17 protein-coding genes are annotated in these 13,599 nt (G+C 62.9%); 8 read left to right on the plus strand and 9 right to left on the minus strand.

From position 1 onward, the window contains the following. Positions 1-126: 126 nt before the first annotated feature. Both KMZ29_RS12540 and KMZ29_RS12545 read left to right on the plus strand, forming a co-directional pair. Positions 127-1,125: a lytic transglycosylase domain-containing protein gene (locus KMZ29_RS12540; protein ID WP_249779906.1), complete on the plus strand. Its 999-nt coding sequence runs from the start codon at positions 127-129 to the stop codon at positions 1,123-1,125. 46 nt (positions 1,126-1,171) lie between these two features. Further along, positions 1,172-1,795: a hypothetical protein gene (locus KMZ29_RS12545; protein WP_215623927.1), complete on the plus strand. Its 624-nt coding sequence runs from the start codon at positions 1,172-1,174 to the stop codon at positions 1,793-1,795. 11 nt (positions 1,796-1,806) lie between these two features. On the opposite strand, the gene KMZ29_RS12550 is transcribed toward KMZ29_RS12545, so the two are convergent. Continuing rightward, on the minus strand, positions 1,807-2,595 hold the full coding sequence (locus tag KMZ29_RS12550; protein ID WP_215623928.1) for a DUF6650 family protein: 789 nt from the start codon (positions 2,593-2,595) through the stop codon (positions 1,807-1,809). A gap of 225 nt (positions 2,596-2,820) precedes the next feature. Here KMZ29_RS12550 and KMZ29_RS12555 point away from each other — a divergent pair, with 225 nt between their 5' ends. From KMZ29_RS12555 to tsaA, 3 genes are read left to right on the plus strand one after another with little or no spacing between them, the layout of a single operon-like run. Further along, the gene (locus KMZ29_RS12555; RefSeq protein ID WP_215623929.1) at positions 2,821-3,558 is read left to right on the plus strand and encodes an AzlC family ABC transporter permease; all 738 of its coding nucleotides are present in this window, start codon (positions 2,821-2,823) and stop codon (positions 3,556-3,558) included. Then, positions 3,555-3,899, plus strand: coding sequence for an AzlD domain-containing protein (locus tag KMZ29_RS12560; protein ID WP_215623930.1), 345 nt, complete (start codon positions 3,555-3,557; stop codon positions 3,897-3,899). The genes KMZ29_RS12555 and KMZ29_RS12560 overlap by 4 nt, the downstream gene beginning before the upstream one ends. A gap of 43 nt (positions 3,900-3,942) precedes the next feature. Beyond that, positions 3,943-4,434: a tRNA (N6-threonylcarbamoyladenosine(37)-N6)-methyltransferase TrmO gene (gene tsaA / locus KMZ29_RS12565; protein ID WP_215623931.1), complete on the plus strand. Its 492-nt coding sequence runs from the start codon at positions 3,943-3,945 to the stop codon at positions 4,432-4,434. A gap of 103 nt (positions 4,435-4,537) precedes the next feature. Here tsaA and KMZ29_RS12570 read toward each other — a convergent pair whose 3' ends face one another. The 4 genes from KMZ29_RS12570 to KMZ29_RS12585 form a co-directional block, all read right to left on the minus strand. Then, entirely contained in the window at positions 4,538-4,960 is a 423-nt protein-coding gene (locus KMZ29_RS12570; protein WP_215623932.1) for an HIT family protein, read from the minus strand. Between the two features lie 48 nt (positions 4,961-5,008). After that, positions 5,009-6,262 (minus strand): GNAT family N-acetyltransferase, encoded by a 1,254-nt coding sequence (locus tag KMZ29_RS12575; protein WP_215623933.1) that lies wholly within the window; start codon positions 6,260-6,262, stop codon positions 5,009-5,011. Between the two features lie 112 nt (positions 6,263-6,374). Next, the gene (locus KMZ29_RS12580; RefSeq protein WP_215623934.1) at positions 6,375-7,121 is read right to left on the minus strand and encodes a glycerophosphodiester phosphodiesterase; all 747 of its coding nucleotides are present in this window, start codon (positions 7,119-7,121) and stop codon (positions 6,375-6,377) included. A gap of 12 nt (positions 7,122-7,133) precedes the next feature. After that, positions 7,134-7,601 (minus strand): RidA family protein, encoded by a 468-nt coding sequence (locus tag KMZ29_RS12585; RefSeq protein WP_215623935.1) that lies wholly within the window; start codon positions 7,599-7,601, stop codon positions 7,134-7,136. Positions 7,602-7,834: 233 nt separating this feature from the next. Here KMZ29_RS12585 and KMZ29_RS12590 point away from each other — a divergent pair, with 233 nt between their 5' ends. Then, a complete protein-coding gene (locus KMZ29_RS12590; RefSeq protein ID WP_215623936.1) occupies positions 7,835-8,713 on the plus strand; it encodes a cell envelope integrity EipB family protein in 879 nt (292 codons plus the stop codon). Positions 8,714-8,869: 156 nt separating this feature from the next. On the opposite strand, the gene KMZ29_RS12595 is transcribed toward KMZ29_RS12590, so the two are convergent. The 4 genes from KMZ29_RS12595 to KMZ29_RS12610 form a co-directional block, all read right to left on the minus strand. Further along, positions 8,870-9,088 carry a hypothetical protein gene (locus KMZ29_RS12595; protein ID WP_215624436.1) on the minus strand — a complete coding sequence of 73 codons (219 nt, stop codon included), beginning with the start codon at positions 9,086-9,088 and terminating at the stop codon, positions 8,870-8,872. 204 nt (positions 9,089-9,292) lie between these two features. Beyond that, entirely contained in the window at positions 9,293-9,670 is a 378-nt protein-coding gene (locus KMZ29_RS12600; RefSeq protein ID WP_215623937.1) for a nuclear transport factor 2 family protein, read from the minus strand. Positions 9,671-9,944: 274 nt separating this feature from the next. After that, positions 9,945-11,237: a DNA polymerase IV gene (locus tag KMZ29_RS12605; protein WP_215624245.1), complete on the minus strand. Its 1,293-nt coding sequence runs from the start codon at positions 11,235-11,237 to the stop codon at positions 9,945-9,947. Positions 11,238-11,239: 2 nt separating this feature from the next. Continuing rightward, complete coding sequence (locus KMZ29_RS12610) at positions 11,240-11,539, minus strand: DUF3572 domain-containing protein (protein WP_215612203.1); 300 nt, start codon at positions 11,537-11,539, stop codon at positions 11,240-11,242. A 231-nt stretch (positions 11,540-11,770) separates the two neighbouring features. Between KMZ29_RS12610 and KMZ29_RS12615 the strand changes: the two genes are divergently transcribed. Then, complete coding sequence (locus tag KMZ29_RS12615) at positions 11,771-12,136, plus strand: response regulator (RefSeq protein WP_215606327.1); 366 nt, start codon at positions 11,771-11,773, stop codon at positions 12,134-12,136. Between the two features lie 12 nt (positions 12,137-12,148). Beyond that, entirely contained in the window at positions 12,149-13,522 is a 1,374-nt protein-coding gene (locus KMZ29_RS12620) for a PleD family two-component system response regulator (protein ID WP_215623938.1), read from the plus strand. Positions 13,523-13,599 lie beyond the last annotated feature (77 nt).

Consider the following 13,599-nt stretch of genomic DNA (forward strand, 5'->3'; position numbering starts at 1 on the left):
GGCCGCTGTTTCGCGCAATTCGCGCCGCAGCCGCGCCAGCGCCATCATTCTTGCGGATAGCTGCAGCTCGATAGCTGGATGGTGGGTTCCCCGTGTCAGGCGCGGCCTGTGATGAACAGAGCTACCATGCGAACGGTCATTGGTCTGCGAGCCCTGCTTTGCATTGTGGTCGTGATGCTGCTGCAGCCTGCGGCGCGGGCGACGGCCGAGGATGCGGCTGCCGGCGGCGAAGTGGCAAAGCCGGGTGCCGAGGGACCCGCCACAAGAGATGAGGACAAGGGCAGGGCGCAGAAGCCAGCGGACAACACGCGGGAGAGCGACACAAGCGAGGCGATGTGCCTGATGATCGAATCGGCGGCGAGGGCCAATGACCTGCCGCTCGAATTCTTTGCCCGCGTGATCTGGCAGGAGAGCCGGTTTCAATCCGATGCGGTCGGACCGGTCACGCGCAACGGCCAGCGCGCGCAGGGCATCGCGCAGTTCATGCCGGGAACCGCCAGTGAACGGCGGCTGCTCGATCCCTTCGATCCCGTGCAGGCGCTGCCGAAATCCGCGGAATTCCTGCGCGAATTGCGCGGGCAATTCGGCAATCTCGGGCTTGCCGCGGCCGCCTACAATGCCGGCCCGCGGCGGGTGCAGGAGTGGCTGGCCGGCTCCGGCATGATGCCGCAGGAGACGCGCAATTACGTCTCGGCCATCACCGGCGCGACCGTCGAGGACTGGGCGAGGCCCGGCACGAAGGAAAAACTGCCCGACCGCGCGCCGAACGCCTCTTGTCGCGAATTGATGGCGCTGCTCAAACGCGCGCCCAATCCCTTCGTCACCGAGTTGGAGCAGCATGTGAAGTTCGGCGCGGCAAAACCCTGGGGCGTGCAACTCGCCGCCGGCTTCAACCGCGACCGGGCGCTTTCGATGTATGCCCGCGCGATGAAGCGATTGAGCGCCGTGATCGGCGACCAGGACCCGAGCCTCCTGGGATCGACGTTCCGCAGCCGCGGCACCCGCACATTCTACCAGGTGCGGATCGGCGCCGACACGCGCTCCGCCGCCGACGAACTCTGCAACCGCATCCGCCGCGCCGGCGGGGCGTGCTTCGTGTTGAGGAATATGAGGGGCAGGGGGTGACGGCGCGTCGAAGAATGGCGCTATACTGTTCCAGACAGGATTGGCCATGGCGTTGCTCGTTGACGAGACTGCGAAGGGCATAGCCCTCGACCGACGGGCTCTGCCTGAATGCCTCCACGTACCGATCGCCGCGGTCGATGAGGACGCAATTGGCAATTACGTTGGAGACGTGGAGCGAGTTGTGTCAGGCCGAGGCTTGCGAAAAGCCCTCCTTGTCACCGTGCCAGAATCCGCCGCGATCGATCCGCTTCTGCCAATCAGCGATCATCCCAACGTCGGTATTTTCCATGCCCGCCAGCAGGTATGGGTTCACGTTGCGTATAAACCTTATCGGGCCGCCTACAAGAGGGCTTTTCCGGATGAAAATATCGACGGTCTGATCCTGAGCCACGCTATGAACCGGGACACTGCGGCTCACAAAGGCTTCGATTTCGTAAGAATTACCCCGGTGTCCGGCGTTGCGAACCTGAGTAGCGCGTTTTCGGAACAGTGGGCAAAAGAACTGCACAAGCCGAAACTGCCCGTGGTTACTCGCCGCACAGGTCCACCCTTTATTCAGTATGCCGATCTATCCGATCTGATGTTGATGCTCGACATGATGCTCGGCGGCGGCGTCATGGACGCCGTCAATGAAGGCCAGAAAATGCTGGAACGAAAAGCACAAAGTTAATATGGCGCGCGTTACTCCTCTACCGGCGTTGGCGTGATGCGCTTCAGGTCTGGACTTAGTCTGATATCGTAAGCCGCCGCCAGATTTCCGATTTGAAACCCAACTGATTTACGCAGGGTCGCTAAGGCGTCCCGGAATTGCAGCCACTCAGGGTCGTTTCCATTGCAGTGCAATGTTGAAAGGTCTGATTGCTCGACCTCGCTAAAGAAGACAAGGATGGTTTTCGTTAACGAGAGCAGGATCTGATCCAGCCCGCTGCCGTCTGGCAGGCCGCCGCGCCAAGTGGCGAGCTGTGAACGAAGCCTGTCGAGCGAATGGCGGACACGGTCTGGAAATTCAGCGTCGAATGATGCCCAAAAAACTCGATGGTCTTCGAGCATGGCGATGACCTGTTTTGCAAGCGCGGGCGCGGCGCGCCGCGTTTGAATGAGCGCGAGACTTTGGGAATAGCCTTTGGTCCGAACCTCCGCGATCATCGCCTCATGGTTGCGCTTCCATTGTCGCAACAATTCCGCGGAATGCGGCGCTGCATCCTTGTCGACGATGTCGCCGCACACGCGGCACAGCCAGAGCCCGTTTGTAATTGCCCGGCGTTCAGCAGATGACTGGGCTGGATTGTAGCGCGGACCGTTCGGGGCTGCCGCATGAATATGCGCTGCATGTCCTGTTGAAAGGCTCTTGCTCTCATCGGAGTGAGGGCCCGCCGTAAGCTTGACGCAATCCGGGTTCGAGCAGAAATGCGCTGCCCGAATTGAGAGTGTCTTCTTTGTGGCCTGCGAAAATTCGTCACGAGAGGTCATGATTTCCCGAAATCCGATGGCCCGGTCCAAGGGGGGCATTATAGGTTAGCCGGTATCGCCACATTCTAAACATGAGAACTGAGTCGTGGCAGCCTGCACGTCCGGCGAAAAGCGGGTCAGCCGTTAGGCTACGCCTGACAGGATGGCAGCTCTGCCTGCCGTTCGCTTGACGCAAGCCCCTTTCGCCAGCGTTATGCGCGCGCGACTCAAACTGGCAGGCTGCCCTTGCCCCTTCCTCCGCAGGACTCCCCGAGTTGGCAAAGTCCCGTGCGGGCATTCGCATGGGGCGTGCGCTCGGTCGCTTCGACGGTGCTGACGCTGGTGCTGTTTGCGACCTATCTCGGCATCGGCGCGCTGGCGCATGACACGCATTTCAGCCTGGGATGGGTGTTGGCGAGCACGGCTCTGGTCTGGGCGGGGCCGGCGCAGATCATCCTGATTTCGACGCTGGGTTCGGGGGCCACCGTGGTGCAGGCGGCCATCGCCGTGACCGTCAGCGCGATCCGGCTGTTCCCGATGGTGGTGTCGGTGTTGCCGATGATGCGGACGCCGACGACGAAACGGCGTCATCTGGTGCTGGCGACGCATTTCATCGCGGTCACCCTGTGGGTCGAATGTTTTCGCCTGTTCCCGAAGGTGCCGCGCGAGCGGCGTATCGCGTTTACGCATGGGCTCGGCATCGGACTGTGCTCGGTATGCCTGATCGCGACCGCGCTCGGCTATGGGCTTGCCGCCAACCTGCCGCGACTGTTCGCCGCCGCGATCCTGCTGTTGACGCCGCTGGCCTTCCTGCTGTCGACCGCGCGCAACTGCCGGCAGCTCTCCGATATCCTGGCGCTGGTGTTGGGGTTGGCGCTGTTTCCGCTCGTATCCCTGCTGCACACCGGCGTCGATATCCTGATCAGCGGCGTGTCGGCCGGCACCATTGCCTATGGCGTTCACTGGTGGCGGGAACGCCAATGAGCACCTTCATCGGCGACTGGCATGCGCTATTGGTGCTCGTGATCGCGGGCTTCCTGCCCAATGAGGTTTGGCGGATGCTCGGCCTCTGGTTCGGCGGCGGCGTCGACGAGGGCTCCGAGGTGCTGGTCTGGGTGAGGGCGGTGGCGACCGCGATCCTGGCCGGCGTCATCGCCCAGATCCTGGTGCTGCCGCCCGGCGCGCTGGCCGGCGTGCCGGACTGGTTGCGCTACGGCGCGGTGGCTGCCGGATTTGCCGCCTTCATGCTGACCCAGCGGTCGATCTTTGCCGGCGTGGTCTGCGGCGAAATCGTGATGCTGGCTGGCAAATGGTGGCTGGGCTGATACTGTCCGGCATCTCAACGCATCATCTCACTGGACTAGCGACATGGTTGCAAAGACTGAAGTTCGCGAGGGAGAACTCGCGGTCGATCTGCCCAAGGCGAGCAACGCTTCGCTCTACTTCATCGGCCGTATCCGCACGCCCTGGACCTCGCGCGATATGACGCCGCGGCAGGGCCGTCAGGACGGTCCGGTGTGCCGGCTCGAGGTTTTCGAGCCGTGGGTGCCGGCGCTGAAGGGCGTCGACTTCTACTCAAATCTCGAGGTGATCTACTGGCTGCACCAGTCGCGCCGCGATCTGGTGCTGCAGAGCCCGAAGAACAACAGGAATACGCGGGGCGCGTTCTCGCTGCGCTCGCCGGTGCGGCCGAACCCGATCGGAACGTCGATCGTCAAGCTGGTCGGCGTCGAGGGCAATGTGGTGCTGGTGCGCGGCCTCGATTGCCTCGACGAGACGCCGCTGCTCGATATCAAACCCGACCGCTGCGAATTCACCCCGCTGGCGCAGCCGCACCCCGGGGACTTCGAGGCGGAGTAAGCTCGCCTCCGTGCGTCATTGCGAGGAGCGTAGCGACGAAGCAATCCATGCCTTTCTCGTGTTGACATGGATTGCTTCGCTTCGCTCGCAATGACGATGGGGGCTACTTCAACGCCGCGATCAGCTTGGTCGCGTTGTCTTCCAGCACCTTGGCGTCTTCCCGGCGGCTGGCCGGCGGCAGCAGCGCGACGCCGTCGTGACGGGGCATCACGTGCATGTGCAGATGAAATACCACCTGTCCGCCGGCGGCTTCGTTGAATTGCTGCACGGTGATGCCGTCGGCCTTGAAGGCGATCATCGCCGCTGCGGCAATCCTGTGGGTGCCGCGCGCGACATGGGCGTAATCCTCGGGCTTGATGTCGAGGATGTTGCGGGCAGGGGCCTTCGGGATCACCAGCGTATGGCCGGGCGAGCGTGGCATGATGTCGAGAAACGCCAGCACGTAGTCGTCCTCATACACCTTGTGGCAGGGAAACTCGCCGCGCAGGATTTTCGCGAAGATGTTGTTGGTGTCGTAGGCGGGCATGGCAGTCTCCTGATATCGAATCCAGATCGCACTTCGTGATGTCGATCGTCAAGGCGCCTCTTCGGCAGCCTTGCGGAATGGCCCGGCCTCGGTGAGTTCGCGCGCGGCCTCGGCGACATAGGCGCGTTCGCGCCGCAGATATTCGTCGATGGCGCGGGCGAGGCCGGGGTCGGCGATGTAGTGCGCGGAGTAGGTGGTCTGCGGCAGGTATCCGCGCGCGATCTTGTGCTCGCCCTGCGCGCCGGCCTCGACGGTTTTCAGGCCGCGCGCAATCGCAAAGTCGATCGCCTGGTAATAGCAGACCTCGAAATGCAGGAACGGATGGTGCTCGATCGCGCCCCAGTGGCGGCCGAACAGGGTATCGGAGCCGATGAAGTTGATGGCACCTGCGATCCAGCGGCCGTTGCGTTTGGCCATCACCAGCAGCACATCTTCGGCCATGCTTTCGCCGATCAGCGAATAGAACGCGCGGGTGAGGTAAGGGCGGCCCCATTTGCGCGAGCCGGTCTCCATGTAGAAATCGAAGAAGGCGTCCCAGGCGTCCTCGGTGATATCGCTGCCGGTCAGCGCATGGATCGTGATGCCCTCGGCGGACAACGCCTCGCGGCGTTCGCGCTTGATGGCCTTGCGGTGGCGCGAGTTCAGGGTGGCGAGGAAATCATCGAAGCAGCGGTAGCCCTGATTATGCCAGTGGAATTGCTGGTCGGTCCGCTGCAGGAAGCCGTATTCAGCCAGGAACTTCCACTCCGCCTCGCGCGCAAAGGTGACGTGGACCGACGAGGCGTTGGTCGCCTCGCACAGCGCGATCAGGCCGCTCGCGAGCGCGGTGCCGATTCGCTCGCGATCGACGCCGTCGCGGATCAGCAGGCGCGGCCCCGCCGCGGGTGTGAACGGAACCGAAGCCTGCAGTTTCGGATAATAACGGCCGCCGGCGCGTTCATAGGCATCGGCCCAGCCACGGTCGAACACGTATTCGCCCTGCGAGTGCGATTTCAGATAACAGGGCACGATTCCGGCGATGCTGCCGTTGAGCTTGGCGACGAGGTGACGCGGACCCCAGCCGGTCCGCGCGCAGGCCGAGCCGGACTCCTCCAAGGCCGAGAAAAAGGCGTGTGAAACGAAGGGGTTATAAGGGCGCCTTAAACCGGCGCCGGACTCGCCTGTCGTATCGCGTGAAGCCAGCGTGTCGAGGCCATTGAGACTGTTGAAACCGCAGGCCGGATTGGCGCAGGCATCCCAATCCGAAGCCGGGATCTGGCTGACGGACGGCAGCGATTCGAGGGTGATTTCGGATGACGCCATCGGCAATTCGGACCGGTCACGGGTTGCGATCAGCCATCGCACATGGTGACCAACACCGCTAAAGATCGGGCATTGCGCCCGCGACTTCAAGGGTGGGGAACACCCACCGAGGTCAGGGTCGAAACCCCTCGAAAATCATCTGATCGGCGTAGCGCGCGGCCCGCACGCGCTGCTCCGGGGTGCGCACGGTCCAGGTCAAGAGCGGCAGGCCGAAGACATGGCGGGCGATCCAGGGAGCAGGGGCCGGCAACTGGTTGACCCAGAATGCCACGAAATGCGGCCGGGTACGGAAGGCGTGACGGAGATGCAGCATGCCGTGGCGCTGCTCCGGGGTCAGCTTCTTCCAGTAGTCGTCGTCATAATTGCGCTGGGCGACGATGCCGCGCGGACGCTCCGGGATCTCTTCGCGCAGCGCCAGCACCTGATCCGGATCGAACGACATGACGGCCGCGGGCCCGGAATAGCTGGCGAGCACTTCGGCCATCCGCGCCACCAGCTTGCGGTCGCCGTCATAGTGGCTCTTCACCTCGATCACCAGCGGCACGCGGCCCGCCACCAGCGCGCAGAGATCGCCGAGCGACATCATCCGCTCGGCGGTATTATTGAACTTGACCGCCTTCAGTTCGGCTGCGGTCTTGCCGAGCAGGGGGCCCGAGCCCTCGGTGAGGCGGCCGAGGGCGTCGTCATGATGCACCATCGCCTCGCCGTCGGCGGTGAGCTGGACATCGCATTCGATGCTGAAATTGCCGTCGATCGCAGCCTGAAACGCGCCCGGCATGTTCTCGATGATGCCACGCGACGCGTCATGCAGCCCGCGATGGGCCACCGGCCGCGCCGTCAGCCAGTCAGGTGCGCGCACGTCATGGCTCCTCTAGGCGACCTCGAAGACGCCATCGACCTCGACCGCCGCGTCCGACGGCAGCGAGGCGACGCCGACGGTGGTGCGGGCATGGCGGCCCTTGTCGCCGAAGGCTGCGACCATCAGGTCCGACGCCCCGTTCATCACCTTCGGCCCTTCGAGAAAGTCCGGCGTCGAATTGATGAAGCCGCCGAGCCGGACCACGCGCACCACCTTGTCGAGGTCGCCGAGCGCGGCCTTGATCTGAGCCAGCAGGTTGACTCCGCAACTCTGCGCCGCGGCGTAACCTTGCTCGATGGTGACGCCGGCCCCCAACTTGCCCTTGGCGGTCAGCTTGCCTTCCGCGTTGGCGCATACCTGGCCGGAAACGAACAGCAGGTTTCCGGTGCGCACGAAGCCGACGTAATTCGCCATGGCGGCGCGGGGCTCCGGCAGGACCACACCCTGTGCCGCCAGTTTCTGCTCGACCGTACCCGCCATGCTTCGTCCCCGTTTGAATTGACTGACGCCCGATTTCGCTTGCGATCGGGCCGCTTTGTTTCGCGCATCGTGCCGTCACTTGCAAGCGAGCCGCGGACCGGCGGCTGGCGCGGGAACAGGCCAAGAAACACGGCGGCCCGGCCGGCGATTCGTGCATTTTCGTGAAGCGGCCCTAGTTGCGGCGCAATAGGACGGTCACTATTGTGACGATTCAGGCGCAGGAAAGACAACATATGGCTCGATGGTTCCGGATTTCGTCGCGTGACATCCGTTCGGTGCTGCTGGCGACGGCCGCGGTTGCCGTCGCCTCCGGTTTTGCCGGCGGCAGGGTGCAGGCCGCGGCGAGCGGCCCGTTTCTCGCGCACCAGGCGCTTTATGAACTCAAGCTGGTGAAGTCGCGCGGCTCCAATTCGATCAACAATGCGCGCGGCCGCATTCTCTATAATTTTTCCGGCAGCGTCTGCGAGGGCTACACCTCGGAATTCCGCCAGGTCTCGGAACTCGACAGCGGCGAGGGCAAGCTGACGCTGAGCGACCTGCGTTCGACCTCCTGGGAGGACGGCGCCGGCAAGAGCTACCGCTTCAAGATCGCCACCCGGATGAACGACACCGACTCCAGCCCCGTCGACGGCGTCGCCGAGCGCAGCGGCGATCATATCACGGTCAAGCTGAAGCAGCCCGAGGCCAAGACCTTCACCCTCGACGGCTCCACGGTATTCCCGACCGAGCAGATCCAGCGCATCATCGCCGCCGCGCGCGAGGGAAAATCCCTGCTGGAACTGACGGTCTATGACGGTTCTGACAACGGTGAGAAGGTCTACAACACGCTGTCGGTGATCGGGCAGCCGATCCCGGGCGACCGCAGCATCGCCTCGCCCGATCCCTCCACCGCCAACGACGTCATGAAGCCGCTGACGCGCTGGCCGGTCACGGTGAGCTATTACGACCGCGACGCCAAGGCCAAGGACGGCGAGCAGACGCCGGTCTATGCGATGTCGTTCGAGCTGTTCGAGAACGGCGTCTCGCGGGCGCTGGTGCTCGACTACAATGACTTCGTCATTTCCGGCGCGATGGGCAAATTCGACGTCAGGGATTCCAAGCCGTGTAAGTGACGGCGAGATTGCTTTTTCGCAACTTAATAAAGGACCGTCATTGCGAGGAGCGAAGCGACGAAGCAATCCAGCTTGCCACGCAATGAAAGAAGCTGGATTGCTTCGCTTCGCTCGCAATGACGGGGTCTGATCTCCAGAACGCAGGAATTCCGATCGTCAACCTGACTTGTTGACCTTCTTTACCTTCGCGTCGGTGGCCTCTATCGATGCGGCCAATTCCAGGATGGCTTTCGCAAGAAGGTCGGCGGCTTCCTTCGCGTCCTGAGATCGCTCGGCTCGAAGCGCGTAATTTCTGGCTGACGATAGTGACATCGGTGACGCGGCCTTTCTCGCCGGAAAACCCGCCGGGTTGAGGCGGTGGATTTCCTTACGCACTACTTCTCGCGGCCTCTGCGGTGATCCGCGAATGACCAAGACCTAGCGGTCGGCGGTTAATATTTCTCCAGCCTGCATGACCTCGACGCCCGCAACGGCGGTCCCGCTTGATCCGCTTTACCCCCCAACAACGGACATTGTCGACTGATGAACGATGTTCGTTTGGTGCCAGTCGTGACCTCGCGCAATCAGATCCCAGCAGTATCAATTCCGTTCAACGAGTTTCCAATATGAGTCTTTTCGAACCACTTCGCCTGCGCGGAAGGTGTAGAAGTCGCAACCCTGCACTTCCACCTTCTTTCCATCCCGACCAGTGCCAGTGAGGCACCATTTCGAAATGCCGGTTTGAGATTCCGAATCCACAAAATGCTCAGCATTCCCGTAATGGACGTCGGGCAGTCCTTCAAAACGTGCAGCCAGCCCTTCTCGCACATTCTCCTTACCCTCAAAACGGGAGCCATACGGTTTACTCCCCTTCGGCATCTCCAAAACGCAATCATCCGCAAAGAATCTCATGATCCGATCCAGATCATGCGCGTTGAACGCATCGCATATCTCTACTAGCTTGGCTCGAATATCCATCTGCGCCTTGCCCTACTTCAATACGCCGCTATTTCGGCAGGCTAACGCCCCACGAGCTTAGTCAATCACGTCATCCTGGTGCGGACAACGCATAGTTGGCCCAAGTCCGCTCCGGGTCATTTCCGGAAGTGCGACAGCGCCGCTTCCAGGTCCGTTTTCGCTTTTTTTAGCGGATGTCGCAGACGATCCCGTCAGGTCCACAAATTGCCCGATGGGCGCGTTACCTGAGGAGCAAAGGCTGTGAGTCTTCCTGGCCTCCATCCGGGTTACACGTCTATTCCTCTTCCGCCTTCTCCGGCCCGTCATAGGCGATGCCCCGGATCACGGCGGCGTTGCCGAATTTCTTGCGCAGGTCGTCGATGGCGCGTTCGGCATGGGCCGAGCGGCGGTCGAGCATGTCGGTGTCGTCGGTCTGCGAGCCTTCGCGCAGCGCGCTGACGCCGGCGCCCATCAAGCGGAACGCGGTGCCGTCGATTTCCTTCGCCAGCATCTCGCGGGTCACCGCGAAGATCTTCGCCGCGAGCTGCGTCGGCGCGTGGATCGATTGCGAGCGGGTGCGCTGCCTGAAATCGGCGGTCTTCAGTTTCAGCGTGATGGTCAGCCCCGAAAGGTCGCTGCTTTTCAGGCGCGACGATACCTTTTCGCAGAGCCGCCACAGCGTCTTTTCCAGTGTGGCAAAATCGCGGATGTCGGTGTCGAAGGTGGTTTCGTTGGAAATGGTCTTGGCGCCGCGATCGGGCACCACGGGGCGATCGTCGATGCCGCGCGCCAGCCGCCACAGCCTGCGCCCCTCGGCCGCGAACTGCCGCATCAGCTCGATCTCGTCGGCGCGCTGCAGGTCGGCGATGGTGCGAAAGCCGCGCTGCAGCAGCTTCTCCTGGGTCGCCGGCCCGACGCCGTAGATGAAGCCGACCGGCCGGTCCGCCAGCATCTTCAGCGCTTCGTCCTGATCGAGCGCGGCAAAGCCGCGCGGCTTGTCCAGGTCGGAGGCGATCTTGGCCAGGAACTTGTTGCAGGACAGACCGACCGAAACCGTGATGCCGATGTCGCGCTCGATTTCGCGGGCAAAGCGCGCCAGCACTTTTGCCGGGATCATGCCGTGTACGCGCTGGGTGCCGGCCAGGTCGAGAAACGCCTCGTCGATCGACAGCGGCTCGACCAGCGGCGTCAGCGCCTGCATGGCATGGCGCACCTCGCGGCCGACCCTGACATATTTGGCCATGTCGGGCCGGATCACGACCGCGGAGGGGCACAGCGCCAGCGCCTTGAACATCGGCATCGCCGAGCGGATGCCGAAGGTGCGGGAGACATAGCAGGCCGCCGACACCACGCCGCGCTTGCCGCCGCCGATGATGACCGGCTTGTCGGCGATGTCAGGATTGTCGCGCTTCTCGACGGTGGCGTAGAACGCGTCGCAATCGATATGCGCCAGCGTCAGCGCAGGCAGCGCGTGGTGACGGACGAGGCGAGGGGAGCCGCAATGGCTGCATCGCCGGGCCGCGAAATCCAGATCATGGAGGCAATCCCGGCAAAAGCAGGTCGGTCCCTCCAATGCTGGCGCAGTCAGGTTCACGGCACGTCGCGCTCCCACCGGGGATCGTTGAGCGCCTGATGGGCCGCGGCAATGTTGGTGGGATGGAGCTGCGAGGCGCTCGCAAAAGCCTTCACGGTTGCGTCATCGCGCATGACGAAATCGAGCACTGAGGCGAGAAATTGCGGGTCAGACGCGGCGTTGCGCAGGGTCTCCGGACCGATGCCCGATTCGGCCAGGAACAGGCCCAGCCGCTCGGGGTCGCCGGCGATGAAGGACAGCGCCTGAACTGCAACGATTTCAGCTACTTCCCGGGGGTTGTGAACAGGCTTTTTCAACTGATCCGTTTGCCTTTCCGTTAACTTATGGTCTCTAATTTGGAATCATCATGCCCGAGTCTGCGGAACGTGTTCAAGCAAGTGGAAACCACTTCGCATAAAGATGGCATGTCGGCTTAACGGGTTAGAGCGAATCTGGCGCTAGTTTGAATTCACTTTTCGACATGCCCGCCGGCAGTGCCTGATGCACCGCCGGCCGGGTCTGTTTCCTAGGGGATTGGGAGGGACGGGATGGCTAAAACCGTCCTGATCGTGGAGGACAACGAGCTGAATATGAAGCTCTTTCGCGATCTGTTGGAAGCGCATGGCTATCAGACCTCGGGTACCTCAAACGGTTTCGAGGCGCTCGATCTCGTGCGCAAGCTGCGTCCCGATCTTATATTGATGGATATCCAGCTGCCGCAGGTGTCCGGCCTCGAGGTCACGCGCTGGATCAAGGACGATCCGGAGCTGCGTTCCATACCGGTGGTCGCGGTGACGGCCTTCGCGATGAAGGGTGACGAGGAACGCATCCGCGAGGGCGGCTGCGAAGCTTATTTATCGAAGCCGATTTCGGTCGGCAAATTTATTGAAACCGTCAGGCGATTTATCGGCTAGGAGTGATTTGAGATGTCAGCGCGTATTCTCGTCGTCGATGATGTCCCCGCCAACGTCAAGCTGTTGGAGGCGCGGTTGTCGGCCGAGTATTTCGACGTCCTGACCGCGTCCAACGGCACCGAGGCGCTGGAGATCTGCGCGCGCGCCGAATGCGACATCATCCTGCTCGACGTGATGATGCCTGACATCGACGGCTTCGAGGTTTGCCGCCGGCTGAAGTCGAATCCGGCAACGCATTTCATTCCGGTGGTCATGGTCACCGCGCTCGACAGCCCGGCCGACCGCGTGCGCGGGCTCGAGGCCGGCGCCGACGATTTCCTGACCAAGCCGGTGTCCGACGTCGTGCTGATCGCGCGGGTGCGTTCGCTGACCCGGCTGAAGATGATGACCGACGAGCTGCGCATGCGCGCCATCACCTCGCTCGAGATCGGCGTGCAGGCGCCGGAGCGCAGCGCGGTCGCCGATACCGGCAAGGGCGGTCGCATCCTGCTTGTCGACGACCGGCCGTCGTCCTACGAACGGCTGGCGCCGGTGCTCTCAACCGAGCATACCGTCGACGTCGAGACCAATCCGTCGGAAGCGCTGTTTCGCGCCGCCGAGGGCAATTACGACCTGCTGATCGTCTCGCTCGGCCTCGATAATTTCGACGGCCTGCGGCTGTGCAGCCAGGCGCGTTCGCTGGAGCGCACCCGGCAGGTGCCGATCCTCGCCATTGCCGACGCCGACAACAATGCCCGGCTGCTGCGCGGGCTCGAGATCGGCGTCAACGACTACCTGCTGCGCCCGGTCGACAAGAACGAATTGCTGGCGCGGGCGCGCACGCAGATCCGCAAGCGGCGCTATACCGACCATCTGCGCGACAACGTGCAGAACTCGATCGAGGCGGCGATCACCGACGCGCTGACCGGGCTGCATAACCGCCGCTACATGGAAAGCCATCTGGGAACGCTGGCCGAGCAGGCATCGAGCCGCGGCAAGCCGCTGGCGCTGATGATGCTCGACATCGATTTCTTCAAATCGATCAACGACAATTACGGCCACGACGCCGGCGACGACGTGCTGCGCGAATTCGCCGTCAGGATCCGCAAGTCGATCCGCGGCATCGATCTCGCCTGCCGCTACGGCGGCGAGGAATTCGTCATCGTGATGCCGGAAACCGACCTGCATGTCGCGGGCATGGTGGCCGAACGGCTGCGGCGCTCGATCGCGGGCGAGCCGTTTGCGGTCAACAAAGGCACCAAACGCATCGAGGTCACGATCTCGATCGGGCTGTCGACCCTGGAGCGCAAGGGCGAGTCCGTCGCCGACGTGCTCAAGCGCGCCGATACCGCGCTCTATCGCGCCAAGCACGACGGCCGCAACCGCGTGGTTTCGGCGGCGGCATAATCTCTCCACTGTCGTCCCTGCGAACGCAGGGACCCATATCCACCAGCGGTTATGGGTGAAACGAAATCCAGCAACAG

Origin of the sequence: Bradyrhizobium sediminis, assembly GCF_018736085.1 — a bacterium.
In the GTDB taxonomy this organism is placed as follows: Bacteria; Pseudomonadota; Alphaproteobacteria; order Rhizobiales; family Xanthobacteraceae; genus Bradyrhizobium; species Bradyrhizobium sediminis.

Bases quoted from the DNA above. Each gene is read 5' to 3' on its own strand.
- KMZ29_RS12540 (WP_249779906.1), top strand. From the start codon at position 127: ATGCGAACGGTCATTGGTCTGCGAGCCCTGCTTTGCATTGTGGTCGTG.
- KMZ29_RS12545 (WP_215623927.1), top strand. From the start codon at position 1,172: ATGGCGTTGCTCGTTGACGAGACTGCGAAGGGCATAGCCCTCGACCGA.
- KMZ29_RS12550 (WP_215623928.1), bottom strand. From the start codon at position 2,595: ATGACCTCTCGTGACGAATTTTCGCAGGCCACAAAGAAGACACTCTCA.
- KMZ29_RS12560 (WP_215623930.1), top strand. From the start codon at position 3,555: ATGAGCACCTTCATCGGCGACTGGCATGCGCTATTGGTGCTCGTGATC.
- tsaA (WP_215623931.1), top strand. From the start codon at position 3,943: ATGGTTGCAAAGACTGAAGTTCGCGAGGGAGAACTCGCGGTCGATCTG.
- KMZ29_RS12570 (WP_215623932.1), bottom strand. From the start codon at position 4,960: ATGCCCGCCTACGACACCAACAACATCTTCGCGAAAATCCTGCGCGGC.
- KMZ29_RS12575 (WP_215623933.1), bottom strand. From the start codon at position 6,262: ATGGCGTCATCCGAAATCACCCTCGAATCGCTGCCGTCCGTCAGCCAG.
- KMZ29_RS12585 (WP_215623935.1), bottom strand. From the start codon at position 7,601: ATGGCGGGTACGGTCGAGCAGAAACTGGCGGCACAGGGTGTGGTCCTG.
- KMZ29_RS12590 (WP_215623936.1), top strand. From the start codon at position 7,835: ATGGCTCGATGGTTCCGGATTTCGTCGCGTGACATCCGTTCGGTGCTG.
- KMZ29_RS12600 (WP_215623937.1), bottom strand. From the start codon at position 9,670: ATGGATATTCGAGCCAAGCTAGTAGAGATATGCGATGCGTTCAACGCG.
- KMZ29_RS12615 (WP_215606327.1), top strand. From the start codon at position 11,771: ATGGCTAAAACCGTCCTGATCGTGGAGGACAACGAGCTGAATATGAAG.
- KMZ29_RS12620 (WP_215623938.1), top strand. From the start codon at position 12,149: ATGTCAGCGCGTATTCTCGTCGTCGATGATGTCCCCGCCAACGTCAAG.